Genomic DNA, 25,813 nt, shown 5'->3' with positions numbered 1-25,813 from the left:
TATGCGAGCCCTGCAGGGCTCGCATCGTTTTTATGGCCACCAGCAAATCCAAAACCGTTTATGCCTGCCAGAATTGCGGCGCGACTTCGCCGAAATGGCAGGGGCAATGCCCGGGTTGTGGCGAATGGAACACGCTCACCGAATCCGTGCAGGAAAGCCGGGCAAGCAGCCGTTTCCAGTCGCTGGCAGCGGATGGCGCCATTCGCCCGCTGCACGAAGTCGATGCGGCGGAATTGCCGCGCACGCCTACCGGTCTGGATGAGCTTGATCGCGTGCTCGGCGGTGGCCTAGTGCCGGGCGGCGTGGTGCTGATCGGTGGTGACCCCGGTATCGGCAAATCGACGTTGTTGCTGCAAGCCATGACACGCCTGGCGCAGACTGGCAAGAAAACGCTTTATGTTTCCGGTGAAGAATCCCCGCAGCAGATTGCCTTGCGCGCGCGCCGGCTTGATCTCGCCGCATCGCCGGTGGCGCTGTTTGCCGAGATCGGCATGGAAAAAATTCTGTCGGCGCTGGAGCGGGAGCGCCCGCAGGTGGCGGTGATCGATTCGATCCAGACCTTGTTTTCGGATGCGCTCAGCTCTGCGCCGGGATCCGTGGCGCAGGTGCGCGAGTGCGCAGCACAGCTCACACGTTTTGCCAAGCGCACCGGTACCACCATCCTGCTGGTCGGGCACGTTACCAAGGATGGCGCCATTGCCGGTCCGCGCGTGCTGGAGCATATCGTTGATGCCGTGCTGTATTTCGAAGGCGATACCCATTCGAGTTTCAGGCTGATCCGCGCGATCAAGAACCGCTTTGGTGCGGTGAATGAGTTGGGTGTATTCGCCATGACCGACAAGGGGCTGCGCGAAGTGGCCAATCCTTCGGCGCTATTTCTGTCGCAGCATCGCGATCCGGTGCCGGGTTCCTGCGTAATGGTGACGCAGGAAGGCTCGCGCCCTCTGCTGGTCGAGGTGCAGGCGCTGGTGGATGATGCGCATTCGCCGCAGCCGCGCCGACTGGCTGTCGGTATCGAGCAGAACCGTCTGGCCTTGTTGCTGGCGGTATTGCATCGCCACGCCGGCGTGGCGGCATTCGATCAGGATGTGTTCGTCAACGCCGTGGGCGGGGTGAAGGTTTCGGAGCCTGCAGTGGATCTGGCGGTGTTGCTGGCGATTGTGTCTTCCTTGCGGGATAGACCATTGCCGGAAAAGCTGGTGGTGTTTGGCGAAGTGGGTCTGGCTGGCGAGGTCCGGCCGGTGCAGCGCGGGCAGGAGCGGCTGCGCGAAGCCGCCAAGCTCGGTTTTACGCATGCCATCATTCCGAAAGCCAACCGTCCCAAGCAGGCGATTGACGGCATGATAGTAACCGCTGTCGAGCGCCTGGCTGATGCGGTTGATGCGGCAATGTGAAAATCTGCATCGGTCACTTGCTTGAAATCGGTGGCTGCCAACCGCATTAAAGCCACAACAGGCCATTTTTGGTTGCCCAATCCTTCTCGATTGCTGCAATATTCGATCCTGTCAACGAATACTTATCTATGCCAAACCGGAGAACAACATGAGCGATAAAATCGTACCAGTCAGCGATGCATCTTTTGAAGCCGAAGTCCTGCAGTCTGCTGGCCCTGTCTTGGTAGACTACTGGGCAGATTGGTGTGGCCCATGCAAGATGATTGCCCCGATCCTTGATGAAGTGGCTGGCGAATACGCCGGCAAGCTCAAGGTGTGCAAGCTCAATATCGACGAAAACCAGGCCACGCCGCCGAAATATGGCATTCGCGGCATCCCGACGCTGATGTTGTTCGTGGGCGGTGAAGTCAAGGCCACCAAGGTGGGGGCCCTGTCCAAATCGCAACTGACCGCTTTCCTCAATAGCAATCTCTGATGTTTCAAAACCCTGCCGGGTTTGTTTTTCGGCAGGGTTTTGCATATCCTGTTTGACAGCCGCTACAAAGCACTTTAACCTTACAGAAAATCTCCGAGCGGCAGCTTTCTCTGCTGCGAAATCCTGTTTCTTCTTGCCATTTGTTTCCCATCTGTCCAGTCTTTCTTGACGGCATACCTGAGCCATGCACTTATCCAATCTAAAAAATCTGCATATTACTGAACTCGTCGAAATGGCGATCGCCAATGAGCTTGATGGCGCCAACCGCTTGCGCAAGCAGGATCTGATCTTTGCGCTGCTGAAAAATCAGGCCAAAAAGGGCGAAAGCATCTTTGGCGACGGCACGCTGGAGGTGCTGCCCGACGGCTTCGGCTTTTTGCGCAGCCCGGATACTTCCTACCTGGCTGGTCCGGATGACATCTACGTCAGCCCCAGCCAGATTCGTCGCTTCAATTTGCATACCGGCGATACCATCGAAGGCGAGATCCGCACACCGAAAGACGGTGAGCGCTACTTTGCGCTGGTGAAGGTGGATCGTGTCAATGGCGAGCCGCCGGAAAATGCCAAGCACAAGATCCTGTTTGAAAACCTGACGCCGCTTTTCCCGACCAAGCGCCTGAATCTGGAGCGTGAAATCAAGTCCGAGGAAAATGTGACCGGCCGGGTGATTGACCTGATGGCGCCAATCGGCAAAGGCCAGCGAGCCTTGCTGGTTGCACCGCCAAAGTCGGGCAAGACCGTGATGCTGCAGCATATCGCGCATGCAATTACCGCCAACCATCCGGAAGTCGTGCTGATCGTGCTGCTGATCGACGAACGTCCGGAAGAAGTGACCGAAATGCAGCGTTCGGTCAAGGGCGAAGTGGTATCTTCCACCTTTGATGAACCTGCTACCCGCCATGTGCAGGTGGCTGACATGGTGATCGAAAAGGCCAAGCGACTGGTCGAGCACAAGAAGGATGTGGTGATCCTGCTCGATTCGATCACGCGTCTGGCGCGTGCCTACAACACCGTGGTACCGGCCTCCGGCAAGGTGTTGACCGGTGGTGTCGATGCCAATGCGCTGCAGCGTCCCAAGCGTTTCTTCGGTGCTGCACGTAATATCGAAGAAGGCGGTTCGCTCACCATCATCGCCACCGCGCTGGTCGATACCGGCAGCCGCATGGATGATGTGATCTATGAAGAATTCAAGGGTACCGGCAACAACGAAATCCATCTGGATCGTCGTATGGCTGAAAAGCGTACCTTCCCGGCGATCAACATCAACCGTTCCGGTACTCGACGCGAAGAATTGCTGATCCCGCAGGATCAACTGCAGCGCATCTGGGTATTGCGCAAACTGCTGTACCCGATGGACGATCTCGAGGCGATGGAATTCCTGCTCGACAAGATCAAGGCGACCAAGACCAATGCGGACTTTTTCGATTCCATGAGACGTTAACCGGCAGTTGATTGCAAGCGCGAAAAGGCGGATAATCCCGCCTTCTCGTAAAAGGGCTACTGCAAAACCCAGTGGCCGCCTAATCAGGAAACCCCAAAATGAAGACCGATATTCATCCGAATTACCAGGAAATTGAAGTGACCTGCTCCTGCGGCAGCACCTTCAAGACCAAATCGACCATGGCCAAGAACCTGCATATCGAAGTTTGCTCCGAATGCCACCCGTTCTACACCGGCAAGCAGAAGATTGTCGATACCGCTGGCCGTATCGAGAAGTTCAACCAGAAATACGCAATGTTCAGCAAGAAGTAATCTGCTGGCACGCAAGCAAAAAGGCAGCTACCGGCTGCCTTTTTTGTTGTCCTCTGGCATCATTTCCTTTTGGCCTTGCATCCGCCCATGCTTACCTATTCCCCATCTTCTGCCCAGCTTGCTGCCAACGAGCCGCAATCGGAAAAGCCCTGGTTATTACTGCTGCTATGCCTGTTCTGGTTGCTGCCTGGTCTGATCGGGCATGATCCCTGGAAGCCGGCGGAAAACCAGAGTACAGCGATCATCGCCGATTTTCTGGCAGGAGGTGACTGGACCATTCCGTCTCTGGCTGGGCTGCCCTATCTCGAGCATGCACCGCTGTATTACTGGTTGGCTGCCGGATTGGCCCGCATGCTGGGGTGGTTCGGGCTGGCGCTGCATGATGCAGCACGCCTGACGACTGGGTTCTGGATGGTGCTGGCAATGTGGGGCGTTGGTCTGGCCGGGCGCGAGCTGCATGGCAGACTGCAAGGGCGGGTGGCCGTCACCGCTTTGATCGGCAGTATCGGCCTGCTGTTGTGGGGGCACCACGTTTCGCCAGCCGCAGCCATTTTCGCTGCCTTCGCCTGGCAGCTGTATGCCTTGGCCCTTGCCAGACGACGTCCGTTACATGCCGGTGGCTTGCTGGGTCTTTCCTGGTTGGTGCTGATGCTGGGGGCCACCTGGGCGGAAACGCTGCTCGCGATTGTGGCAGCGTTGTTGCTGGTGCCATTTACGGCCTGGCGCCGCAGCGGTTACCTCGCGACCTTGCTGGCAGCTTTTGTGATTGCCTTGCCGTTGGGCCTGCTCTGGCCTTTGTCTCTGTACCAGCAGGCACCGGCAGTATTTGATCTGTGGTGGCAGGAGCAATCGCTGGGCCTGTATGGCGGTATGGGGGCGATACGCCTGTTCCATGAACCCGGTTACCTGCCTTCGATCATTGTCTGGTTCGCCTTCCCGGTGCTGCCCTTGGCAGGCTGGTCGGTGTGGCTGTATCGCACTTCGTTGCGCGATTCGCGTTGGGTATTGCTGCTGATTCAGTCCGTGCTGGTTACGCTGTGGCTGTTGCTGGCGGGTTCGCCCAATGAATCGCAGGCACTGTTGCTGCTGGTGCCGCTGGCGGTGATGGCTGCGGCCGGCGTGGATGATCTGCGCTACAGCGCGGCATCGTCGCTGTACTGGTTCGGCGCCACCACCCTTGGGGCCATCGCGCTGGGGTTGTGGGGCGCATGGCTGGCCTTGCAGCTGGGATGGCCTGCCGGCATTGTGAACGAATTGCTGCGACGTAATCCGGGTTTTGATCCTGCCATTGGCCTGGGTGTGATTTTCGCTGTCGGCATTTCCGTGGCCTGGTGGCAGATGCTGGTGCGCAAGCGCACGCTGGGACGGCGCGCCGTCACTGCATGGGCTTGTGGTTTGACCTTGGTATGGGGCTTGCTGGTCGGCTTGTGGCAGCCATGGCTGGATGCCGCCAAAACCTATCGGCGGGTCGGCCTTGGTTTGCAATTGGCAGCCAAGGCTTCTCCGGGCTGTATCGTCCTGGAGGGAATCGGCGCGGCGCCGGCCGGTGGCCTGGCGTATTTCAGCGGACTGGATCTGCGCTGGACTGGGGTTGCCGGTGCCGAATTGTGCCCGTTGCTGTTGCGTGGCAGCGAAACTGCCGGTAAGCCATTGCTGTGGATGGGCAGCCGCGCGGGCGAGGGCAGCGATCGCTTTTATCTCTATCGCAATCAGTAAACCGGGCTGGTTAAAGGAGCCATCATGAATGCACATCTGGCTGAAACACTGGGGCAGTTGCTGCTGGCCAACGGCCAGCGCGTCACTACGGCCGAATCCTGCACCGGCGGCATGATCAGTGCCGCCATCACTGATATTTCCGGCAGTTCATCTTGGTTTGAGCGCGGTTTCGTGGTGTATTCCAACGAGGCCAAGTGCGAAATGCTTGGCGTGTCTGCCAGCGTCATTGCCGAGCATGGTGCCGTCAGCGAGCCGGTGGTACGCGCACTGGCCGCCAATGCGCGTCTGGCTGCCAGGGCTGATTGGGCGGTGGCGGTCAGTGGTGTGGCCGGGCCGACCGGTGGCAGCAAGGATAAGCCGGTGGGTACGGTCTGGTTTGCCTGGTCCGGGCCGAATGGTGAGGTTGCGCAATGTTGCCGGTTCGATGGCGATCGTGCCGCGGTGCGCGGCCAGACAGTGATGCATGCCCTGAAAAAGCTGATTGAATTGATCAAGGAACAAAAATGACGACAGTTGTGGTTGTTCGCAAGGGCGATCAGGCGGTCATTGCCGCGGATAGTCTTTCCACATTTGGCGATACCCGCATCGATGCGCGCGAGGATGCCTGCTGGAACAAGATATTTCTTTCGCATGGCAGCTATTTTTCGCTTACCGGCAGTGCCGCGCATGACCTGGTGCTGCAGTCGTTGCTGAAAAAGGTCAAGACGCTGGATTTCAGTTCCCGCATGGCCATTTTCGAGAGTTTTCGCAAGCTGCATCCGAAACTCAAGGAGGATTTCTTCCTCAAAACCGAAGAGGACGAGGACGATCCGTACGAATCGAGCCAGATCATCGCCTTGCTGGCCAATCCCAGCGGAATCTTCGGTGTGTTTTCGCTGCGCGAAGTCTACGAATACCGGCGATTCTGGGCCGTGGGCAGCGGCCGGGATTTCGCCATCGGTGCCATGCACGCCGTTTATGATGATCCGGCACTGGATGCACTCGCCATTGCCAGGATTGGAATCGAGGCCGGCTGTGCCTACGACGTAAGCTCCAGCCTGCCGATGACCCATTACGTGGTCACGCTCAACAAGGAATCTGAATAATGCAGGATGTATTGGAACGTTTTCTGTTTGACCATGCCCCGGTGCGCGGCGAACTGGTGCAACTGGATGCCACGATTGCCGAAGTGCTGTCGCGTCATCCCTATCCCGTGCCGCTGGCGCGTCTGATCGGCGAGTTGATGGCCGCCGCCGCCCTGTTGACCGCAACGGTGAAACTGCAGGGCGCGCTGGTGATGCAATTGCATGGCACCGGTTCGGTCAAGCTGATCGTGGTGGAATGTTCCAGCGACATGACCATGCGTGCCATGGCGCGCTGGGATGGTGATGTGGCCGATGTCTCGCTGGCCGAATTGCTGGGTGAGGGCAAGTTCATCATCACGCTGGATCCGGACGAGGGCGAAACCTACCAGGGAATCGTCGGGTTTGAACCGGGACAAAGCGTGGCCGAGATCATCGAACAATACATGCAGCGCTCCGAGCAATTGCAGACCCGCATGTGGCTGGCGTTTGAGAATGACCGTGCTGCCGGCCTGCTGCTGCAAAAAATGCCCGATGCCGCCGGTACGCCGGAAGACTGGGATCGCATCCAGCACTTGGCAGCGACCGTGACCAAGGAAGAACTGCTGGGACTGGAAGGGCGTGAAGTACTCTACCGGCTGTTCCATGAAGAAAACGTGCGCATGTTCGAACCGGCAGCACCCAACTTCGCCTGTACCTGTTCGCGTGAGCGCGTGGGCAGCATGCTGCGCATGATCGGGCGCGAAGAAATCGATGGTGTGCTCAAGGAGCGCGGCAAACTCGAAGTCGGCTGCGAGTTCTGCAATATGCGTTATGAATTCGATGCCATCGATGTGGCACAGGTGTTCGCCGGACAAGGCCTGCAGGAAAGTGGTTCGCAAGTGCACTGAGTCGAACCGGGTGCCGAAGATGTAAAACGGGATATCTGAGCGGCATCCCGTTTTTTCTTACCGATCTAGCGTCGGATAATCGGTATAACCCGCTGCACCGCCACCATAAAAGCTCGCCTCGTCCGGCGCATTGAGCGGAGCAGTGCGCCGGAAACGCTCGGGCAGATCCGGATTGGCCAGGAAGGACTTGCCGAAGGCGATGGCATCTGCAATGCCTGCAGCAATGACAGCTTCGGCTTTTTCGGCCGTATAGCCACCGCAGTAGATCAAGCGGCCGGGAAAGGCTAGGCGCAGATCACGGCGGAATTCGGCGCTCAATGGCCTTCCGCCCGCCCAGTCCGGCTCGGCAATGTGCAGATAGGCAATCTTGTTCCGGCTGAGTTCGCTGGCGACATAGAGCGCCATCTCCTCGCTTTGCTCGATGCTCATGTCATTGAAGACCCCGTTGGGCGATAGCCGCACGCCGATGCGATCCGCATCGATCCTCCGGCCGATTTCGTCCACGATTTCCAGCAGCAGTCGTGCCCGGTTGGCCTTGTTGCCACCATATTGGTCGGTACGCCGGTTGGTTGTCGGGCACAGGAACTGGTTGATCAGATAGCCGTTGGCAGCATGAATTTCCACCAGATCGAAACCGGCACGCATCGCGCGCGCAGCAGAGCGGCCATAGTCATCGACCAGTCCGGAAATTTCCGCCGTGGCCAGTGCACGCGGCGCATCGCACTGCATGTAGGTGGCCGTGCCGTCCGGCAGTACCACGAAGCTCATCGATTTTTCAGCCTGGATCGGCGAGGGCGCGACCGGCAGTTGCGCGTTGGCTTGCAGCAAATGATGCGAGATGCGGCCCACGTGCCAGAGTTGCAGTGCAATCCTGCCACCCTTGCCATGTACGGCATCAACCACTTTCGTCCAGCCTTTTTCCTGTTCGTCGGTATAGATTCCGGGCGTCCAGGCATAACCCTGACCCTGGCGCGAAATCTGGGTGGCCTCGGTCACGATCAGGCCGGCACTGGCGCGCTGGGCATAGTATTCGGCATTCAGATCGGTGGGTACATCGCCGGGCTGGCTGGCACGCGAGCGTGTCATCGGTGCCATGATGATGCGGTTATTCAGCGTAATGGCACCCACGGGCATGGGCGAGAACAGATGGTCGAGCGGCATGGTCGGGTCTCCTCTGCTTGGCATGCTTCAGCCTAGATGAAGATGAGAAGCAAATCGAGGCAACAACCAGTCAGGACCGACAGGGTGGGGCTATTTTTCCGGCAGTGGTGCCAGCAGGTTGCGAATGTCGTCCTCGCCAAATTTGCTCATCGCGGCCTGATCTTCCGAGAGAATTCCGGCAGCAAGCTGGGCTTTCTTTTCCTGCAGGGCGAGGATTTTTTCTTCGATGCTGCCGGCCACCACCAGCTTGTAGACAAAGACATTGCGGGTCTGGCCGATGCGGTGCGCGCGGTCGGTGGCCTGGTTTTCCGCCGCCGGGTTCCACCACGGATCGAAGTGGATCACGGTATCGGCGGCAGTGAGGTTCAGGCCAACGCCGCCTGCCTTCAGGCTGATCAGGAATACCGGATTGCTGCCTTCCTGAAAACCCTTGATGGCCTGCTCCCTATCCTGCGTATCGCCGGTGAGCAGGCTGCAGGGAATCTTGAGTTTGGCGAGTTCGGCTTCGATCAGTGCCAGCATGCTGGTGAACTGGGAAAACACCAGTACCTTGCGGCCTTCCTCGATCAGTTCGGGCAGCATGTCCATCAGCAGATCGAGCTTGGCGCGTTCCTTGACCCTGGTGGCGGCATCCATTTTTAAGAGGCGCGGATCACAGCAGATCTGGCGCAGTTTCAAGAGCGCATCCAGGATCACGATCTGGCTGCGGGCAAAGCCCTTCTGGCTGATTTCCTCACGTACGCGCTGATCCATTGCTGCGCGCACGGTTTCGTACAGATCGCGCTGGCGGCCTTCCAGCTCAACCGTACGAATCACCGTGGTCTTGGGCGGCAACTCGCGTGCCACATCCTGCTTGCGCCGGCGCAGAATGAACGGTGCGAGGCGGCGGGCGAGGATTTCGCGCCGCAGCAGGTCGCCGTGTTTTTCAATGGGTGTGCGCCAGCGCGAGGAAAAATCGCGCGCCGTACCCAACAGCCCCGGCATCAGGAAATCAAACAGCGACCACAATTCGCCCAGATGATTTTCCAACGGCGTGCCGGTCAGGCACAGGCGATGGCGTGCCTGCAGCGTGCGGATCACTTGCGCGGCCTTGCTCGAAGCGTTTTTCACCGTCTGCGCTTCATCCAGAATCAGCATGTGGTAATGCTGCGCAGTAAGGTATTCACTGTCGCGCGCCAGCAGCGGGTAGGTGGTCAAACAGACATCATGCCCGGCCATGTGGGCGAAACTGGCATGCCGCTGTGGCCCCTGCAGTTTCAGCACGCGCAGATCGGGCGCAAAGCGTTCGGCTTCTCGTTGCCAGTTGAAGACGAGCGAAGTCGGCAACACCACCAGTACCGGCAGATCGAGCCGGCCAGCCTGTTTTTCGGTCAGCAGATGGGCCAGCGTTTGCGCGGTTTTGCCCAGGCCCATGTCATCAGCCAGAATACCGGCCAGATCGTGGCGGCGCAGATGCTGCAGCCAGGCCAGCCCTTCGCGCTGATAATCACGCAGCGTCAGGCCGAAGCCGGTGGGTTCGCTGATGGCCTGCACAGCATCGATACCGCGCAATTTGTCCTGCCAGTGCGCCAGTGCAGCCAGGCCACCGGTTTCCCAGCCATCGGCAAGCGTTTGCCCGACGCGTTTGGCATCGAGTGGAGAAATGCTGAGCGTGTCCTGGCCCGCCGGCAGGCTGTCGAACAGGTCGATCATGGTCTGTGCCAGCGGCTTGATCCGGCTGCTGGCTACCCGGATGCGGCTGCCATCGGGCGTGAGCAGGATGACGGGTTCCTGATCATCGATCTGGGTCAAGGCGGTTTTATCCAGCCAGCGCGCATCGCGCCGGAACAATGCACTCAGCAGCGGCGCCAGTTCGATCTTCTGGCCATCCACCTCGATACCGAGCGAAAGATCAAACCAGCCATTTTCGGATTCGGTGATTTCGGCATGCCATTCGCTGATTTCCAGAATGCGGTGGCGAAAATCCGGCGGGCATGCAATCTGCCAGCCAGCGGCTTGCAGGGTGGCAGCGGTCTTGCCGAAAAATTGTTGCCAGTCTTCTTCGCAGCTCAGGCCGTGTGCGCCGGCTGGCAGTGGTTGCTCGGCGTTCAGGAAGTGAACGCGCGCAGGGCGAAAGCCGGCCTTTTGCAGGGCTTTCATCGCGGCTTCTTCGGCTTGCTGATCGCGCTTGACACTGACATGACGCTGGTTGCGATCTGCCAGAATGGTGCCGGTCTTGTCGGGCGGAATATCGACTTCGCCATAGCGAAAGCAGGGCAGCGCATAGTCGAATTGCACGCCGCGAAACGCTGCAGGATAACTGCGATAGTTGGGCATGCCCCAGGCCGCGTGGGTGGCCAGTTGCAGTACTGGCTGCAAAGGAACATCAATCCGCGGCAGGCTGGCATCCGTGCCCGATCGCGGCCGGGGCAGGTCGGGTGCTAGCGTCTGCAGCGAGGCAGCGACCAGGGGCAACTCGACTTCGGTCAGCGGCGGCAATTCCAGCAATGCCGCCACCAGGTGTTGGCCAGCCGCATCGAATGGCAAGCCCACCGGCCCGGTTTCACCCCGGGCCGCATCGATGTAATACGGTTGCGGCAAGGGCAGGAGATGGCTGGCGGGTGGCTCGCACTGCAATCCGGCGCGCAGACCGGATTCTTCCGGCAGCCAGCTGATCTGGCCCGGTCGTGCCTGAGCTGGATGTAGCGGGCGCAGATTGCCATGGTTGGCATCCCCGAGCCAGCAGCGGCCGGTGGCCAGAATCGCCTCGAATAATTGCTGTCCCGCCTCATCCTGCAATCGAAGCGGGCCGTAATGTTCCTGCTTGCGCTCGATTTGACGCATCCGGCGAAAAATCGGCAGATCGTCCTCGCACACGAAGGCGGGTGGCTTGAGCAGCGCCTGTTCATGGTTGACCCATTCCTTGGGCTGGCCGCGCAACTGGCCGGATTCATTCAATGCCGCCTTGACCATGACCAGTTCGGGAATACCACGCGCCTGGCCGGGCATGATCACGTACAGAATGCTTTCCTGCCGGGCTGACGGTTTGCGGGGTTTGCTTGCCGGCATGGCAATGCGGGTCGGCAGGTGTTCAAGCCAATCGAGGATTTGCTGACGCGGTTTGGCGGCGATACCGCGTTGTTGCGCGGCCAGCAGCAAGGCGACGGCATGTTTGCAAAAGCTGCCGACCGGACAGGTGCAGCGCACACTGCGAAAGAACAGCGGCTGGCCATCGCGCTGCACACTGCTGAGCGTGATCTGGGTGTGATATGGCTGATGCGCATTGCCCTGCACCTTGCCGCGCAGGATCAATCCGTCGAGATCAACCGTACTGACCTGATCAATATAGGCTTGTCCCCGCGCAATGGTCTCGGCGCGGAAAAAACGCGCCAGCACCTCCGGGGTGATCTGGCGCAGCAGGCTCTGGGCATCCATTCAGACAATCTGTGTTGGGTAGGTGGACTCAGGGTTTGCGTTTGGCCGCCGGTTTGCTGGCAGCTTTGCCGGCACCCGGTCCGGGTTTGCGTGGTGGCAGCTTGCTGCCGACCGGACGCGCCAAGGCCTTGCCGCCAGCAGGTGTCGCTTCCGGTTTGCGCGTGCCTTCGCCACGCAAGCCGGTGCCGGCTGGCTGGAACCATGGCACCAGATGGTGCTTGCCGTTGCCGATCAGGTCGCGCCGTCCCATGCGCTGCAGTGCCTCGCGCAGCATCGGCCAGTTTTCCGGATCGTGGTAGCGCAGGAAAGCCTTGTGCAGCCGGCGCGTACTGCCTTTCTTGGGCGTGAACACGTCTTCCGAGTCGCGGCCGACTTTCTTGAGCGGATTCTTGCCGCTGTGGTACATGGTCGAAGCAAGCGCCATCGGGCTGGGCAGGAAGTTCTGCACCTGATCGATACGGAATCCGTTGCGCTTGAGCCAGACAGCCAGCTCCAGCATGTCTTCATCGGTGGTGCCCGGATGCGCGGCGATGAAGTACGGGATCAGGTACTGTTCCTTGCCGGCTTCCTTCGAGAACCGGTCGAACAGTGCCTTGAACTTGTCGTAGGTGCCGATACCCGGCTTCATCATCTTCGAGAGCGGGCCTTCGGCGATGTGTTCCGGCGCAATCTTCAGGTAGCCGCCGACGTGATGGGTGACGAGTTCCTTTACATATTCCGGCGATTCGGCAGCCAGGTCATAGCGCACACCCGAGCCGATCAGGATCTTCTTCACACCCTTCAAGGCACGCGCCTTGCGATAGAGCTGGATCAGCGGTGCGTGGTCGGTGTTGAGGTTTTCGCAGATGCCGGGGAATACGCACGAGAAGCGCCGGCACGACGATTCGATCTTCGGGTCCTTGCAGTGCAGGCGGTACATGTTCGCCGTCGGCCCGCCGATATCGGAAATCACGCCGGTAAAGCCGGGTACGGTATCGCGGATGGTTTCAATCTCGCGCAGGATCGATTCCTCGCTGCGGTTCTGGATGATGCGGCCTTCGTGCTCGGTGATCGAGCAGAACGAGCAGCCGCCGAAGCAGCCACGCATGATGTTGACCGAGAAGCGGATCATCTCGTAGGCCGGAATCTTCTGGCCGGCATAGGCCGGATGCGGTACGCGCTTGTACGGCAGATCGAATACGCCGTCCATTTCCGGTGTTGTGAGCGGGATCGGTGGCGGGTTGAGCCACACATCGCGCTCACCGTGGCGCTGCACCATCGCCCGCGCATTGCCGGGGTTGGTTTCCATGTGCAGGATGCGCGAGGCATGCGCGTACAGCACGCGATCATTGCAGACCTGCTCGAAGCTTGGCAGGCGGATTACGGTCTTGTTGCGGTCGAGCTTGGGCCGGCGCACGATCTGGATGGTCTGAACAGCAGGCGCACCCTCGGCTGCCGCTGGTGCATTGGCGGCCGGCTCCATGGCATACGGGTCCGGATGCGCTTCAACGCGACCGGGAGTATCAACCTCAGTCGAATCCATCAGCGCCCAGCCTTCTGGCCAGGACTTCAGCATGAACGCGGTGCCGCGTACGTCGGTGATCTCGCTCACCGGCTCCTTCTTCGCCAGACGGTGCGCAACCTCGACCAGCGCACGTTCGGCATTGCCGTAGAGCAGCAGGTCGGCCTTGGAATCGACCAGCACCGAGCGGCGGACTTTCTCGCTCCAGTAATCGTAGTGCGCAATGCGGCGCAGGCTGGCCTCGATGCCGCCAATGATGATCGGCACTTCGGGAAACGCTTCGCGGCAGCGCTGCGAATACACCACCACGGCACGGTCCGGGCGCTTGCCCGGTTCGGCGTTGGGCGTATAGGCATCATCCGAGCGGATCTTGCGATCGGACGTGTAGCGGTTGATCATCGAATCCATGTTGCCGGCCGTCACGCCCCAGAACAGGTTCGGTTTACCCAGCTGCTTGAAATCGTCGGCGGATTTCCAGTCCGGCTGGCAGATGATGCCAACGCGGAAACCCTGCGATTCCAGCATGCGCCCGATCACCGCCATGCCAAAACTCGGATGATCGACATAGGCATCACCCGTTACCAGGATGACATCGCAGCTATCCCAGCCGAGCTGGTCCATTTCTGCCCGGCTCATGGGCAGGAAAGGGGCGGTGCCGAAGCGGGCGGCCCAGTATTTGCGATAGCTGAAGATGTTCTTGGCGGCTTGCATGGAGGGGGTCACAAAAGACAAGGGCGCGATTATAGCGCCCTTGTTTCAGGTTTGCAGGTAAATGCTGCCGAATGGCTTGAGGAATCAATACCTTATCGTTGGAGTGGTTTCAAACCAGTTCCAGCAGTTCGGCGGTATCGCGCAGTACGCGGTCGGCATCGATGCTGTGCGGATCGGCATAGCCGTGTGGCACCAGATAGACCGGGCAGCCGGCATTGCGCGCAGTCAGCGCATCGTTGATGGAATCGCCGATCATCAGCAACTCGGCCGGTGTAATGCCAAGCTTGTCACAGACATGCAGCAACGGCGCAGCGGAAGGTTTCTTTTCCGGCAGCGTATCGCCGCACACCATAAGGGTGAAAAGATCGGCCGCGCCCAGTTCCTGCATCAGTGGATGGGTGTAGCGCTCGGCCTTGTTGGTGACCAGTGCCAGCGGGATATTGCGCGCCTTAAGCGCACGCAGCACCGGTTCCACGCCTTCGTAGAAGCGGGTGTTGACGGTGAGGTTGGCGCGGTAATGCTCATCAAACAGCGCAAGCGCCCGATTCTGCTCGTCCGAACCGGTATAGACAGCAGCCTTGTCGTTGGCAATGGCACGCGAGACCATGATTTCCACCCCGTCGCCGACAAAGGGTTCCACCTGCTCGGAAGGCAGCGGTTGCAGGCCCAGGCCCGCGCGCGCGGCATTGGCAGCGGCGGCGAGGTCCGGAATTGAATCCATCAGGGTGCCATCGAGGTCGAAGGCAATCGCTTTGATCATGTTATTGCTCCACTTGGGCGAGTTCAGAACGCATGGCATCGATGATAGCCTTGTAATCGGGCTTGCCGAATATGGCAGAGCCAGCGACGAAAGTATCGATGCCGGCTTCGGCAATTTCGCGGATATTGTCGATTTTTACTCCGCCATCGATTTCCAGCCAGATTTCACGCCCGGTCTGTGCGGTGTAGGCATCGATGCGCGCGCGCGCATCGCGGGCCTTGGCCAGGGTCGACGGGATGAAAGTTTGACCGCCGTAGCCCGGGTTGACCGACATCAGCAGGATCATGTCGACCTTGTCCATCACGTAGTCCAGATAATGCAGCGGTGTAGCCGGATTGAATACGAGACCTGCCTTGCAGCCGCTGTCACGGATCAGACCCAGGCTGCGGTCGATGTGCTCGGAGGCTTCCGGATGAAAGGTGATGATATTGGCGCCAGCCTTGGCAAAATCGGGGATGATGCGATCCACGGGCTTCACCATCAGGTGCACGTCGATCGGCGCAGTCGTGTGCGGACGGATCGCATCGCAGACCAGTGGCCCAATGGTCAGGTTCGGCACAAAGTGGTTGTCCATCACATCGAAATGGATGATGTCCGCGCCGGCTGCAATCACGTTGCGCACTTCTTCACCCAGTCGGGCAAAATCGGCAGAAAGCAGGCTGGGGGCGATACGGAAGGTCGGCATGGGAAAATTCCGGCTTGAGGAATAAGAAAACGTGCCCATTTTAGCGGAATCCCGCGATCAAACAGAATACGAGTAATTACGATGAGCAAGCCGTTACCTTACCGGATCGATATCGAGGCGCAGGCATTCTATGTTCCGGAGCAATCCGATGAAGAAGAAAACCATTATGTCTTCAGCTATCTGATCCGCATCAGCAACAAGGGCGAGCAGCCCGCGCAACTGATCTCGCGCCACTGGATCATTCGCGATCTGGACAATAACGTGCATGAAGTGGAAGGCGAGGGCGTGCTGGGTGAGCAGCCGGTGATCGCGCCGGGGCAAACGTACGAGTACATGAGCGGTACTTCGCTGGAAAGCCCGGTGGGCACCATGCATGGTACTTATCAGATGCGCAGTGAGGATGGCACAGAGTTTGATGCGCTGATTCCGGAATTCCTGCTGTCTGTGCCGCGGACCTTGCATTGATGGCTGAATCGAACAAGTCCAACGATTGGAAAACACTGGGTTTCCTGCTGCCATATCTGTGGCAGTACAAGAACCGGGTGATTGCCGCGCTGGCATTGCTGGTGGCAGCCAAGATTGCCAATGTGGCCGTGCCGCTGGTGCTCAAGGATATCGTCGATGTGCTCGATGGCAGCAAGGCGCCGCTGGTGCTGCCGCTGGCGCTGATTTTGTCCTATGGGGTATTGCGGCTGGCATCCGCCGTGTTTGGCGAAGCGCGCGATGCGATCTTTGCCAAGGTGGCGCAGGGATCGATCCGGCGCGTGGCCTTGCAGGTCTTCGAGCATCTGCACGCGCTCAGTCTGCGTTTTCATCTGGCGCGCCAGACCGGTGGCGTGAGTCGCGACATCGACCGTGGCTCGAAAGGGATTTCTTTCCTGCTGTCGTTTTCGCTGTTCAATATCCTGCCCACGCTGGTCGAAATCGTATTGGTGGCCGGTCTGCTGTTGCAGCGCTATCACTGGTCGTTCGCGGCGATCACGTTTGGCACGATCCTGATCTACATCGTATTCACGCTTGGCATTACCGAATGGCGCATGGCGTTCCGTCGCGCCATGAACGAGATGGAATCGAAGGCCAATACCCGCGCGATCGACAGCCTGCTCAATTTCGAGACTGTGAAATATTTCGGCAACGAGCGCTGGGAATCCGGCCGTTACGATGAAAGCCTGGCCGAGTGGGAGGATGCTGCAGTCAAGAGCCAGGTGACGCTGTCAATTCTGAACGCGGGGCAGGCGATCATCATCGCGATTGGCGTGACCTTGCTGGTGTGGCTGGCGGCCGATGGCGTGGTGCGCGGCACGATGACGCTCGGCGATCTGGTGCTGGTCAACGCCTTCCTGCTGCAGCTCTATACCCCGCTCAACTTCCTGGGATTCATCTATCGCGAAATCAAGCATTCGCTGGCGGACATGGAAAAGATGTTCAGCCTGCTGGAGGTGAATGCCGAGGTGAAGGATGCGACTGACGCAAATACGCTCAAAACGGATGCTGCGGAGATTCGCTTTGAAGCGGTCGATTTTGCTTATGACAGCAATCGGCCCATCCTGCACGATGTCAGCTTTGCGATTCCGGCTGGCAAGACGGTAGCGGTGGTTGGTTCTAGCGGCGCCGGAAAATCCACGCTTTCACGCTTGCTGTACCGTTTTTACGATGTGAATGCCGGTCGAATCACCGTCAACGGTACCGACCTGCGCGATCTGAGCCAGACCAGCCTGCGCGCGCATATCGGCATCGTGCCACAGGATACCGTGCTGTTTAACGACAACATCTATTACAACATCGCCTACGGCAGGCCGGATGCCACACGCGAAGAAGTGATCCAGGCCGCGCGCTCGGCGCACATCTACGATTTCATCCAGAGCTTGCCCGAGGGGTTCGAAACGCAAGTCGGTGAGCGCGGATTGAAATTATCCGGTGGCGAAAAGCAACGGGTAGCCATTGCGCGCACCATCCTCAAGAATCCGCCGATCCTGATCTTCGACGAAGCGACTTCAGCGCTGGATTCGCATACCGAGCGGGCGATCCAGACCGAGCTCAAGGAGATTTCGGCCAATCGCACCACGCTGGTGATCGCGCATCGCCTGTCCACGATTGCGGATGCCGACGAGATTCTGGTGATGGCGGGCGGCAGGATCATCGAGCGCGGCACGCATCGAGAACTGCTGGAAGCCGATGGTCAGTATGCGCGGATGTGGGCGCTGCAGCAGTCGGAGTCGGCAGAAAACCCTGATTGAGTAGTGTGCGTAAAATAGGAATCATTTTCGTCTTGGTGTGTCATAAACTGTGTAGATGTCGCGACTAATCTGTTCGAGACAACTTATGGGAGTGCCATGATGCTGATCCGCAAACCGACCGATATTGATCCTTCCGAGATCACGCCGAAATCCGTGTTCCTGAACCGGCGCCAGTTCATGGCGACGACGGTCGGCGGCTTGCTGGTGGCGGCCGATGCCATGGCTGCGCTGAGCGCCAAACCCGGTACGCCGCTCAAGGATGAAAAGACCAACAGCTTCAAGGACGTGACCACCTACAACAACTTCTACGAGTTTGGCGTGGACAAGGATGATCCGGCCAAGCATGCCGGCAGCCTGAAAACCCGGCCCTGGTCCGTCGTGGTGGAAGGGGAGGTCGGCAAAAAGAAGACTTTCGGCATTGAAGAACTGCTCAAACTCGCCCCGCTGGAAGAGCGCATCTATCGCCTGCGCTGTGTGGAGGGCTGGTCGATGGTGATTCCGTGGATCGGTTTTCCGCTCTCGGCCCTGCTCAAGCAGGTGGAACCCACCTCAAAAGCCAAATATGTGGCGTTCGAAACCCTTTATGACCCGAAACAGATGCCGGGTCAGAAATCCATGGTACTGGCTTGGCCTTACCGTGAAGGCTTGCGCATCGATGAGGCCATGAATCCGCTGACGATACTCTCGGTCGGCATGTATGGCGATGTGCTGCCCAACCAGAATGGCGCGCCGATCCGCCTGGTGGTGCCCTGGAAGTACGGGTTCAAGAGCATCAAGTCGATCGTCAAGATCAGCCTGGTCGAGAAACAGCCGCTCACCAGCTGGAGCATGTCGGCCCCGAACGAATACGGTTTCTATTCGAATGTGAACCCGGAAGTTGACCACCCGCGCTGGAGTCAGGCGACCGAGCGGCGAATCGGCGAATTCAGCAAGCGCAAGACACTGATGTTCAATGGCTATGCCGACCAGGTTGCCAGCATGTATGCCGGCATGGATCTGCAAAAGTATTACTGATGCGCGCGATCAAGCCGCTGCTGTTCGTGATCTGCCTTTTGCCACTCGTGCGGGCGGTCTGGATCGTGGCCAGCGGTGCAGCGGTCAACCCGATCGAATTCATACTGCGCTCGACCGGTACGTGGACGCTGGTCTGGCTGCTGGTTACCTTATCCATTACTCCGCTAAGACAGATCACCGGCATCAACAGCTTGATCCGTTATCGGCGCATGCTCGGGCTGTTTTCCTTTTTTTACGTGGTGCTGCATTTCTCGATCTGGGCCGGTCTTGAGCATTTCGGAGATGTGATGGAAATGCTCAAGGATATTTACAAGCGCCCCTTCATCACCGTTGGTTTTTCCGCCTTTCTGATGCTGCTGGCATTGGCGATCACCTCCACCAATGGCTGGATGCGCCGGCTCAAGCGCAACTGGACGCGTCTGCACCGCCTGGTTTATCCGGCCGCCATCCTGGCCGTGTTGCACTACTGGTGGCTGGTCAAACTCGATATCACGCAACCGGCAATCTATGCCGCTGTACTGGCTTTGTTGCTGTCGTGGCGGATCTGGTGGTGGCTGAAGTAATTTTTGATTAATGCATATAAGCAAATGCTGCAAGCTTGTGCGTGGCCACATATACTTGTCCGATTCTAGGCAACGGCATCTTCAGGGTGTTGAGTAATGGATCGGAATGATTTGCTGACAGCAGCGCGGGCTGTTTTCCTGAACGGGTTTACCGCGTATCTGGATGAATGCATGCGTACAGGTGAAGCTGTCCTGTTCCAGCGTGCGGCCGCTGCCTTATCCATTGCCGAGCAAAGTGCGCTGCGGGATGCGCGGGCCGTGTTGTTGAATCAGCCCATCGCGCTCAAACGCCAACTGTCCATGGTGATGGAGCACTTGCTCAATCGTAGTTTCCAGACTGCCTACAGCACATTCCGACCATCTTTCGGAGGAGCCGCCAAGCTCGACAGCCTGTCATTGGTCGATACAGCTGTCCTGGAAGATGCGCTGCATATTGATCAGCTCAGTAAAAAATTACGCCACGCCGTGGAAGACAGCCTGCGCGATCTGAATATCCGCGTGGCACTGCTATTCGAACAGGAGGATATCAAGGAGCGTGAAAACCCTTTCCGTCCTTATCTGTTTGTCCGTTGTGTCGTGACTGCGCTGGAGAATATTGAGATCGACAAGGAAGTTCTGCCCCTGCTGGCGGCGCAACTGGTCGATAGCCTGACCAATCAGGTGGCAGCGATTTATGACCAGCTCAATACACTGCTGGCCGATCACGGTATTGCCGCGCAATTGCACCTCAAGATACGGAAAACCCCCCTCGGACCGGCAACCCGCCAGATCAAGCCGCAGGTGAGTGAGGCGACGGAAAGTGCCGAGGGAGATGATGAAGGTTCCCGCCTGCTGAGTCGGGATCGGATCTGGTCAAGCCCCACACGTGAAGCCAGTACGCGAGCGCGTATTGATCAGCTGCTCGATACGATCCACTTGCCGGTGACTCAAAGTGCACAGGGCATCGCATCCTCCGCCGATGCCGTCCACGTGGTGGCGGCGGGCTTGCAGCAAGCCGGTCAGCACGCTGGCCAGTCGCAGGCCATGCCTGCCTCCAGAAGCTGGCTGACTGAAGCCCAGGCACTGGGTGATGCCCTGCGGCATTTCTTTTCAACGGTTACGTCCGCAGACCGGATGGCCGGCCAGCCATGGCAAGCCATGCCAGCAGATGCAGGCGATTCGGCCTTGCGCAATACCGCCCAGATTTTGCAGAGTGCTGCTACGCCAAGTGATGCCGAGGCGATGCATGGGCGCGATGGCAGCATACGTAACCTGATCATGGAACGGCGCGATGAACTCAGCGCACTGAGCAGTAATCGCGAAGAACAGATGGTGATTGATGTCGTTGCCATGCTGTTCGAATTCATCCTGCGCGATACCCAGGTGCCGGCAGAGGTACGAGCTCAGTTGGGACGATTGCAGTTTTTGGTGCTCAAGGTCGCATTGCAAGACCCGGCGCTGTTTTCGCAAAAAAGCCATCCGGCCCGCATGCTGGTCAACCGTATTGGCTCCATCGTACTGGATCTGCAAAAACTTGATCCGGGTGGCGAGCGTGTAACGGCCGAAATCTGCCGTATCGTGGAAATTCTGCTGGCTGATGAGTCGGGCGAACTGGCGCTGTTCACGCGCTTACTCGACGAGTTCGATGTCTTTGTCGCGGCCGAGCTACGCGCGGCGGATGGGCATATCGATCAGGCAGCACAAGCCCTGGAACGTGCAGAAAACCGTACCTTGCAGTTTGCCCGAATTACTTCACTGATAGCGCAGGCACTCACCCAGGTAAAAGTGGATGATTTTCTGCATGATTTCCTGATCAATGCCTGGGCGCGGGTGGTCGAAAAGGCTGGGCGTTCCGGTGCACACGCTGCCATGCGTTATCGGCAGCTGGTGCCCGATATCGTCTGGAGCGTTGCGCCCAAGGTCAATGAACACGATCGGCGCGAGTTGTTTGGCTTGATTCCCGGTTTGCTTGCCAACTTGCGCGAAGGCATCGGCATGCTGGGGTGGAGTGATGGCGAGCGGCAGAAGGTGCTCGACTGGCTGGTTGACTCGCATCGCCATGCCTTGCGTGCGGGAAATTTACCGGTGCAACCCTTGCCGCGCTCGCTCATCGACGAGATCTTTTTGCCTTTCGTACTCTGGCTGGAGCCGGAACCCGAGGAACATGCTGCGCACATGGCGATGCAGAGCGGGCTGGGGCTGGACAATACCTTGCTGAATGAGGCTATCCGCGAAGCCAATGTCGAACTCAATGTGGTGGACAGGCTGCTTGATGAGCAGCAGAACACGTTGTTTGAACCGGCAGCAGACGATCACAACGCCATGACGCAAACGGATTGGAGCGCTGTCCATGAACGTCTGCGCAGTGGCGTGGCGATCGAGATCATGCTTGATGCCATGCCATCGCGTGCGCGTCTGAACTGGATCGGCTCGGTTGATTCCGGCATGGTGATCAGTATCGATGGCATGCCAACTCCCTCACTGATCAGTCAGAAAACCTTCAGGCGCCTGTTCATGGCCAATCGTATCCGTTTTCTGGAGGATGCTTACCTGTTCGAGCGGGCCGTGCAATCCTTGTTGATATCGGCTGACCAGCTTGATTCCCGGGCTGTCACGGCTTAGAAAGTAAAAAACGGACGCCCGGTGGACGTCCGTTTGATGTGTGAGGCAGTCGGGATCAGGCAGCAGGGGATGCGGCACCGTTGCTCTTGCGTGTGGCAGTTTTCACTGCATCGGCCGTGGCAGTGGTGGCAGCCTTGACCGATGCATCGGTGAAATCGGCAACCTGCTTGGCGGCTTTGGTCAGGCTGTCTACGGCAGCGGCGGTGGCTTGCACGGTAGACTTGACGGCGGCAACGGCGACATCAGTACCGGCAGGTGCCGATTTGACGAAGCGATCCAGGCCGGAAACCACATTCTTGTTGAAGGCGGTAGTACGTTCTTCAACCAGTTGCGAATATTCGTTTTGAGCTTGTGAGGCGATTTCATAAAGGCTGCGCGAATAGGCCATGGCCGCATCCATGCCAGCTTCGGAAATGGCTTGGCGCAAGGCTAGCGCACCTTGGACATCCTTCACACCGGTTGCTGCCTTGGCATTCTTGGCACCTTCTTCCAGCGCGCTTTTGGCGGTTTCTACCTGCAGTTTGATCAGTCGCTCGGCAGAATCAAGAGAGATGCGGGCAAATCGCATCGAGGATTCGATCTGTTCGGTGGCGAAGTCGGCGAATTGTTGTTGCGCATTAGTCATGGTGGATTCTCCTGTAGCGGTAAGAGGTAGGCTGCACATGCACGGTATGGCAAAATGCTGCTGTGCACAAACCTTGAATCCATTCTGGTCTTGACCCTTGCAAAAGTCAATCAAAATTTGTGCGGTGCAACATAAATTTAAATAAACGGTCAAGCAGCGGTCGATATCGATCCCGTGCTATAAATGAAATGTCTTGTCTTGGGCTGATCTCATGAATGCTGAAAAACGTGTTATCAAGAAGTACCCCAACCGCCGTCTCTACGATACTTCCACCAGCAGCTACATCACGCTGGCTGATGTGAAACAACTGGTACTCGATAGCGTGGATATTCAGGTACTGGATGCCCGTACCGGCGAAGACCTCACTCGCAGCGTACTGATGCAGATCATCATGGACGAGGAATCCGGCGCCATGCCGATGTTCTCGCACGATGCTCTTACTCAAATGATCCGTTTCTACGGCAATGCCATGCAGGGACTGATGGGCAATTTCCTGGAAAAGAACATGCAGATGTTCACGGAAATGCAAGGCAAGGTTAACGAGCAGACCCAATCCGTGATGCAGGGTGAAACGCCCAATTTCGCCAATCCTGCACTGTGGGGCGATCTGATGAAGTTCCAGGGCCCTGCCTTGCAGAAGATGATGGGCGATTACCTGGAAAGCGGTGCCAACATGTTTGTGCAGATGCAGCAGCAAATGCAGGAACAGGCCAAGACTGCATTCACCGGCGCTGCGCCGGCTGCACAAGCCTCACCGGAACCGGCTGGCGAGCACGCCGAACCAGAGCCCGAGGTCGAAGCCAAGCCGCGTACCACGGTGCGGAAAAAACCGGCTACCAAGTCTTAACCGCTTGATTTAGAATCGCATCCGCCAGGCTGCAGATCGTGTGATCTGCATGTGTTCTCAAGTCCCGGCAAAGCCGGGGCTGTCATACATCCGTTCGATTTCGCAGCCTTCTTGTTTGATTTCCACCCCTTCCGTCCCCTCATTGAGGGGAGACCTTGCTTAGCAAACGGGGTTTGTCAATAATCCGGCGGGCATGCCTTGGGCATGTCCGTTTTTGTTTTGGGCGAGACTATCGCCACCGGAGAATTTGCATGTCTGCTACACCCAAAGTCGGATTCGTCTCGCTCGGATGTCCGAAAGCCAGTTCGGATTCCGAACAGATCCTCACCCAGTTGCGCGCCGAGGGTTACCTGATTTCCAAAACCTACGATGATGCCGATCTGGTCGTGGTCAATACCTGCGGTTTCATCGACAGCGCCGTGCAGGAATCGCTCGATGCGATCGGCGAGGCCTTGAAGGAAAACGGCAAGGTGATCGTGACTGGCTGCCTGGGCGCGCGCGGCGATATGGTGCAGCAGGCACACCCCAAGGTGCTGGCCGTGACCGGGCCGCATGCCAAGGACGAAGTAATGACGCATGTGCATGAGCACCTGCCCAAGCCGCATGATCCGTTTGTCGATCTGGTGCCGGCCGCTGGTATCCGCCTTACGCCCAAGCACTATGCCTACCTGAAGATTTCCGAGGGCTGTAATCACCGCTGCACGTTCTGCATCATCCCGTCGCTACGCGGCGATCTGGTTTCGCGCCCGGCCAACGATGTGCTGCGCGAAGCCGAATTGCTGGCGCAATCCGGAGTGAAGGAATTATTGGTCATTTCGCAGGACACCAGCGCCTACGGTGTCGATGTGAAATACCGTACTGCTTTCCATAACGGCCGCCCGGTGAAAACGCGCATGACCGAACTGGTGACCGAGCTCGCTAAGCTCGGCCTGTGGGTGCGCCTGCATTATGTTTATCCTTACCCGCATGTCGACGAAGTGATCCCGCTGATGGCAGAAGGCAAGCTGCTGCCGTATCTGGATATTCCGTTCCAGCACGCAAGCCCGCGCATCCTCAAGTTGATGAAGCGCCCGGGTGATGCCGAGAACGTGCTTGCGCGCATCCGCAAGTGGCGCGAGATCTGCCCGGAAATCGTGCTGCGTTCGACCTTTATCGTCGGCTTCCCCGGCGAAACTGAAGCTGAGTTCGAAGAGTTGCTGGCTTTCCTGGAAGAGGCCGAACTCGACCGCGTGGGCTGTTTTGCCTATTCGCCGGTCGATGGTGCCAAGGCCAATGAATTGCCAGATCCGGTACCGGAAGAGGTGAAGGAAGACCGTCGCCGCCGCTTTATGGAAAAACAGGCGCAGATCAGTGCACGCAAACTGCAACGCCGCATCGGCCAGGAAATGACCGTGCTGGTCGATGCTGTAAACCCGGTAATGAAGTTCGGCAAGCCCATGGGCACGCAAGTGGTGGCGCGCAGTTATGCCGATGCGCCGGAAATTGACGGCGTGGTGCGTTTCAAGGCCGGTAGCGGCCGCGTGAATGTGGGCGATCTGGTGCGCGTGCACATTACCGGCACGACTGAACACGATCTCGACGCGGAACTGGCCTGATGCTGGACGATAGCTTCGAGCGGCGTTTTGGCGGCATTGCGCGTCTGTATGGCCGCGTGGCACTGACACGATTCCGTGCCGCGCATGTGTGCGTGATCGGTGTGGGCGGTGTCGGTTCCTGGGCGGCGGAAGCGCTGGCACGTTCGGCTATCGGTCATATCACGCTGATCGATCTGGACGATATCTGCGTTTCCAATACCAACCGGCAACTGCCGGCGCATGACGGCAACTTCGGTCGCATGAAGGTGGCGGTGCTGGCTGAGCGTATTCGTGCGATCAACCCGGATTGCCGCGTGAACACGATCGAGGATTTCATCACGCCGGAAAATTTCGACGAACACCTGAACCATGGTTACGACTACGTGATCGATGCCATCGACAGCGTGAAAACCAAGGCTGCGCTGATTGCTGCCTGCCGTGCGCGCAAACTGCCGGTCATCATGGCCGGTGGTGCGGGCGGGCAGATCGATCCGACGCAGATCAGGGTCGACGATCTGGCGCGCACTACGCAGGATCCGCTCGCGTCCAAGGTTCGCGCCATGCTGCGCCGTGAATACGGCTTTGCGCGTGGGGACAAGAAAATGGGCGTGGATTGCGTGTATTCGACCGAACCGCTGGTCTATCCGCAGTCGGATGGCAGCGTGTGTGCGCAGAAACCGCAGGGCGATGGGCCAACCCGGCTCGATTGCAATGGCGGCTTTGGCGCCTCCGTCTGCGTAACCGGCACTTTCGGCTTTGCCGCTGCCGCGCATGTCCTGAAAAAGCTTGCGGCGCACAAACCGGGCTGATAACCCGGTTTGTCGTGTGCGGT

Annotated in this window: 22 protein-coding genes; 16 read left to right on the top strand and 6 right to left on the bottom strand. The window is 58.5% G+C overall.

Going from position 1 to position 25,813, the window contains the following annotated elements; all coding sequences use genetic code 11:
* The first annotated feature begins 32 nt into the window (after positions 1–32).
* The 8 genes from radA (at position 33) to hslO (ending at position 7,288) form a co-directional block, all read left to right on the top strand.
* A complete protein-coding gene (gene radA / locus AC0KVQ_RS06505) occupies positions 33–1,394 on the top strand; it encodes a DNA repair protein RadA (protein WP_473420334.1) in 1,362 nt (453 codons plus the stop codon).
* A gap of 148 nt (positions 1,395–1,542) precedes the next feature.
* Positions 1,543–1,869 (top strand): thioredoxin TrxA, encoded by a 327-nt coding sequence (gene trxA / locus AC0KVQ_RS06500; RefSeq protein ID WP_473420333.1) that lies wholly within the window; start codon positions 1,543–1,545, stop codon positions 1,867–1,869.
* A 184-nt stretch (positions 1,870–2,053) separates the two neighbouring features.
* Complete coding sequence (rho, locus tag AC0KVQ_RS06495) at positions 2,054–3,310, top strand: transcription termination factor Rho (RefSeq protein WP_473420332.1); 1,257 nt, start codon at positions 2,054–2,056, stop codon at positions 3,308–3,310.
* Between the two features lie 98 nt (positions 3,311–3,408).
* Positions 3,409–3,621 (top strand): 50S ribosomal protein L31, encoded by a 213-nt coding sequence (gene rpmE / locus AC0KVQ_RS06490; RefSeq protein ID WP_473420331.1) that lies wholly within the window; start codon positions 3,409–3,411, stop codon positions 3,619–3,621.
* 87 nt (positions 3,622–3,708) lie between these two features.
* The gene (locus tag AC0KVQ_RS06485) at positions 3,709–5,337 is read left to right on the top strand and encodes an ArnT family glycosyltransferase (RefSeq protein ID WP_473420330.1); all 1,629 of its coding nucleotides are present in this window, start codon (positions 3,709–3,711) and stop codon (positions 5,335–5,337) included.
* 24 nt (positions 5,338–5,361) lie between these two features.
* Positions 5,362–5,844 carry a CinA family protein gene (locus AC0KVQ_RS06480; protein ID WP_473420329.1) on the top strand — a complete coding sequence of 161 codons (483 nt, stop codon included), beginning with the start codon at positions 5,362–5,364 and terminating at the stop codon, positions 5,842–5,844.
* Positions 5,841–6,422 (top strand): MFS transporter, encoded by a 582-nt coding sequence (locus AC0KVQ_RS06475; protein ID WP_473420328.1) that lies wholly within the window; start codon positions 5,841–5,843, stop codon positions 6,420–6,422. Before AC0KVQ_RS06480 ends, AC0KVQ_RS06475 begins: the two co-directional genes overlap by 4 nt.
* The gene (gene hslO, locus AC0KVQ_RS06470; RefSeq protein WP_473420327.1) at positions 6,422–7,288 is read left to right on the top strand and encodes an Hsp33 family molecular chaperone HslO; all 867 of its coding nucleotides are present in this window, start codon (positions 6,422–6,424) and stop codon (positions 7,286–7,288) included. Before AC0KVQ_RS06475 ends, hslO begins: the two co-directional genes overlap by 1 nt.
* A gap of 57 nt (positions 7,289–7,345) precedes the next feature.
* On the opposite strand, the gene AC0KVQ_RS06465 is transcribed toward hslO, so the two are convergent.
* From AC0KVQ_RS06465 to rpe, 5 genes are all read right to left on the bottom strand, one after another.
* Positions 7,346–8,449, bottom strand: coding sequence for an alkene reductase (locus AC0KVQ_RS06465; RefSeq protein ID WP_473420326.1), 1,104 nt, complete (start codon positions 8,447–8,449; stop codon positions 7,346–7,348).
* A gap of 90 nt (positions 8,450–8,539) precedes the next feature.
* The gene (locus tag AC0KVQ_RS06460) at positions 8,540–11,863 is read right to left on the bottom strand and encodes a DEAD/DEAH box helicase (protein ID WP_473420325.1); all 3,324 of its coding nucleotides are present in this window, start codon (positions 11,861–11,863) and stop codon (positions 8,540–8,542) included.
* Positions 11,864–11,891: 28 nt separating this feature from the next.
* Complete coding sequence (locus AC0KVQ_RS06455) at positions 11,892–14,075, bottom strand: YgiQ family radical SAM protein (RefSeq protein WP_473420324.1); 2,184 nt, start codon at positions 14,073–14,075, stop codon at positions 11,892–11,894.
* A 109-nt stretch (positions 14,076–14,184) separates the two neighbouring features.
* Entirely contained in the window at positions 14,185–14,835 is a 651-nt protein-coding gene (locus AC0KVQ_RS06450) for a phosphoglycolate phosphatase (RefSeq protein ID WP_473420323.1), read from the bottom strand.
* A gap of 1 nt (position 14,836) precedes the next feature.
* The gene (rpe, locus tag AC0KVQ_RS06445) at positions 14,837–15,520 is read right to left on the bottom strand and encodes a ribulose-phosphate 3-epimerase (protein ID WP_473420322.1); all 684 of its coding nucleotides are present in this window, start codon (positions 15,518–15,520) and stop codon (positions 14,837–14,839) included.
* Positions 15,521–15,601: 81 nt separating this feature from the next.
* Between rpe and apaG the strand changes: the two genes are divergently transcribed.
* The 5 genes from apaG to AC0KVQ_RS06420 all read left to right on the top strand — a co-directional run bounded on the left by apaG (position 15,602) and on the right by AC0KVQ_RS06420 (position 21,935).
* Positions 15,602–15,985, top strand: coding sequence for a Co2+/Mg2+ efflux protein ApaG (apaG, locus tag AC0KVQ_RS06440; RefSeq protein ID WP_473420321.1), 384 nt, complete (start codon positions 15,602–15,604; stop codon positions 15,983–15,985).
* A complete protein-coding gene (locus AC0KVQ_RS06435; RefSeq protein ID WP_473420320.1) occupies positions 15,985–17,757 on the top strand; it encodes an ABCB family ABC transporter ATP-binding protein/permease in 1,773 nt (590 codons plus the stop codon). Before apaG ends, AC0KVQ_RS06435 begins: the two co-directional genes overlap by 1 nt.
* Before the next feature lie 96 nt (positions 17,758–17,853).
* Entirely contained in the window at positions 17,854–18,771 is a 918-nt protein-coding gene (gene msrP, locus AC0KVQ_RS06430) for a protein-methionine-sulfoxide reductase catalytic subunit MsrP (RefSeq protein WP_473420319.1), read from the top strand.
* The gene (locus AC0KVQ_RS06425) at positions 18,771–19,334 is read left to right on the top strand and encodes a protein-methionine-sulfoxide reductase heme-binding subunit MsrQ (protein ID WP_473420318.1); all 564 of its coding nucleotides are present in this window, start codon (positions 18,771–18,773) and stop codon (positions 19,332–19,334) included. The genes msrP and AC0KVQ_RS06425 overlap by 1 nt, the downstream gene beginning before the upstream one ends.
* A gap of 96 nt (positions 19,335–19,430) precedes the next feature.
* Positions 19,431–21,935, top strand: coding sequence for a DUF1631 family protein (locus AC0KVQ_RS06420; protein WP_473420317.1), 2,505 nt, complete (start codon positions 19,431–19,433; stop codon positions 21,933–21,935).
* 55 nt (positions 21,936–21,990) lie between these two features.
* On the opposite strand, the gene AC0KVQ_RS06415 is transcribed toward AC0KVQ_RS06420, so the two are convergent.
* The gene (locus AC0KVQ_RS06415) at positions 21,991–22,560 is read right to left on the bottom strand and encodes a phasin family protein (protein WP_473420316.1); all 570 of its coding nucleotides are present in this window, start codon (positions 22,558–22,560) and stop codon (positions 21,991–21,993) included.
* 211 nt (positions 22,561–22,771) lie between these two features.
* On the opposite strand from AC0KVQ_RS06415, the gene phaR reads away from it, so the two are divergent.
* The 3 genes from phaR to tcdA all read left to right on the top strand — a co-directional run bounded on the left by phaR (position 22,772) and on the right by tcdA (position 25,790).
* On the top strand, positions 22,772–23,407 hold the full coding sequence (gene phaR, locus AC0KVQ_RS06410; RefSeq protein WP_473420315.1) for a polyhydroxyalkanoate synthesis repressor PhaR: 636 nt from the start codon (positions 22,772–22,774) through the stop codon (positions 23,405–23,407).
* Between the two features lie 251 nt (positions 23,408–23,658).
* On the top strand, positions 23,659–25,002 hold the full coding sequence (gene rimO, locus AC0KVQ_RS06405; RefSeq protein ID WP_473420314.1) for a 30S ribosomal protein S12 methylthiotransferase RimO: 1,344 nt from the start codon (positions 23,659–23,661) through the stop codon (positions 25,000–25,002).
* Positions 25,002–25,790 (top strand): tRNA cyclic N6-threonylcarbamoyladenosine(37) synthase TcdA, encoded by a 789-nt coding sequence (tcdA, locus tag AC0KVQ_RS06400; RefSeq protein WP_473420313.1) that lies wholly within the window; start codon positions 25,002–25,004, stop codon positions 25,788–25,790. The genes rimO and tcdA overlap by 1 nt, the downstream gene beginning before the upstream one ends.
* Positions 25,791–25,813 lie beyond the last annotated feature (23 nt).

Source organism: Formivibrio sp. oc-25, assembly GCF_055810895.1.
This window is presented reverse-complemented; position numbering and strand designations above follow the sequence as displayed.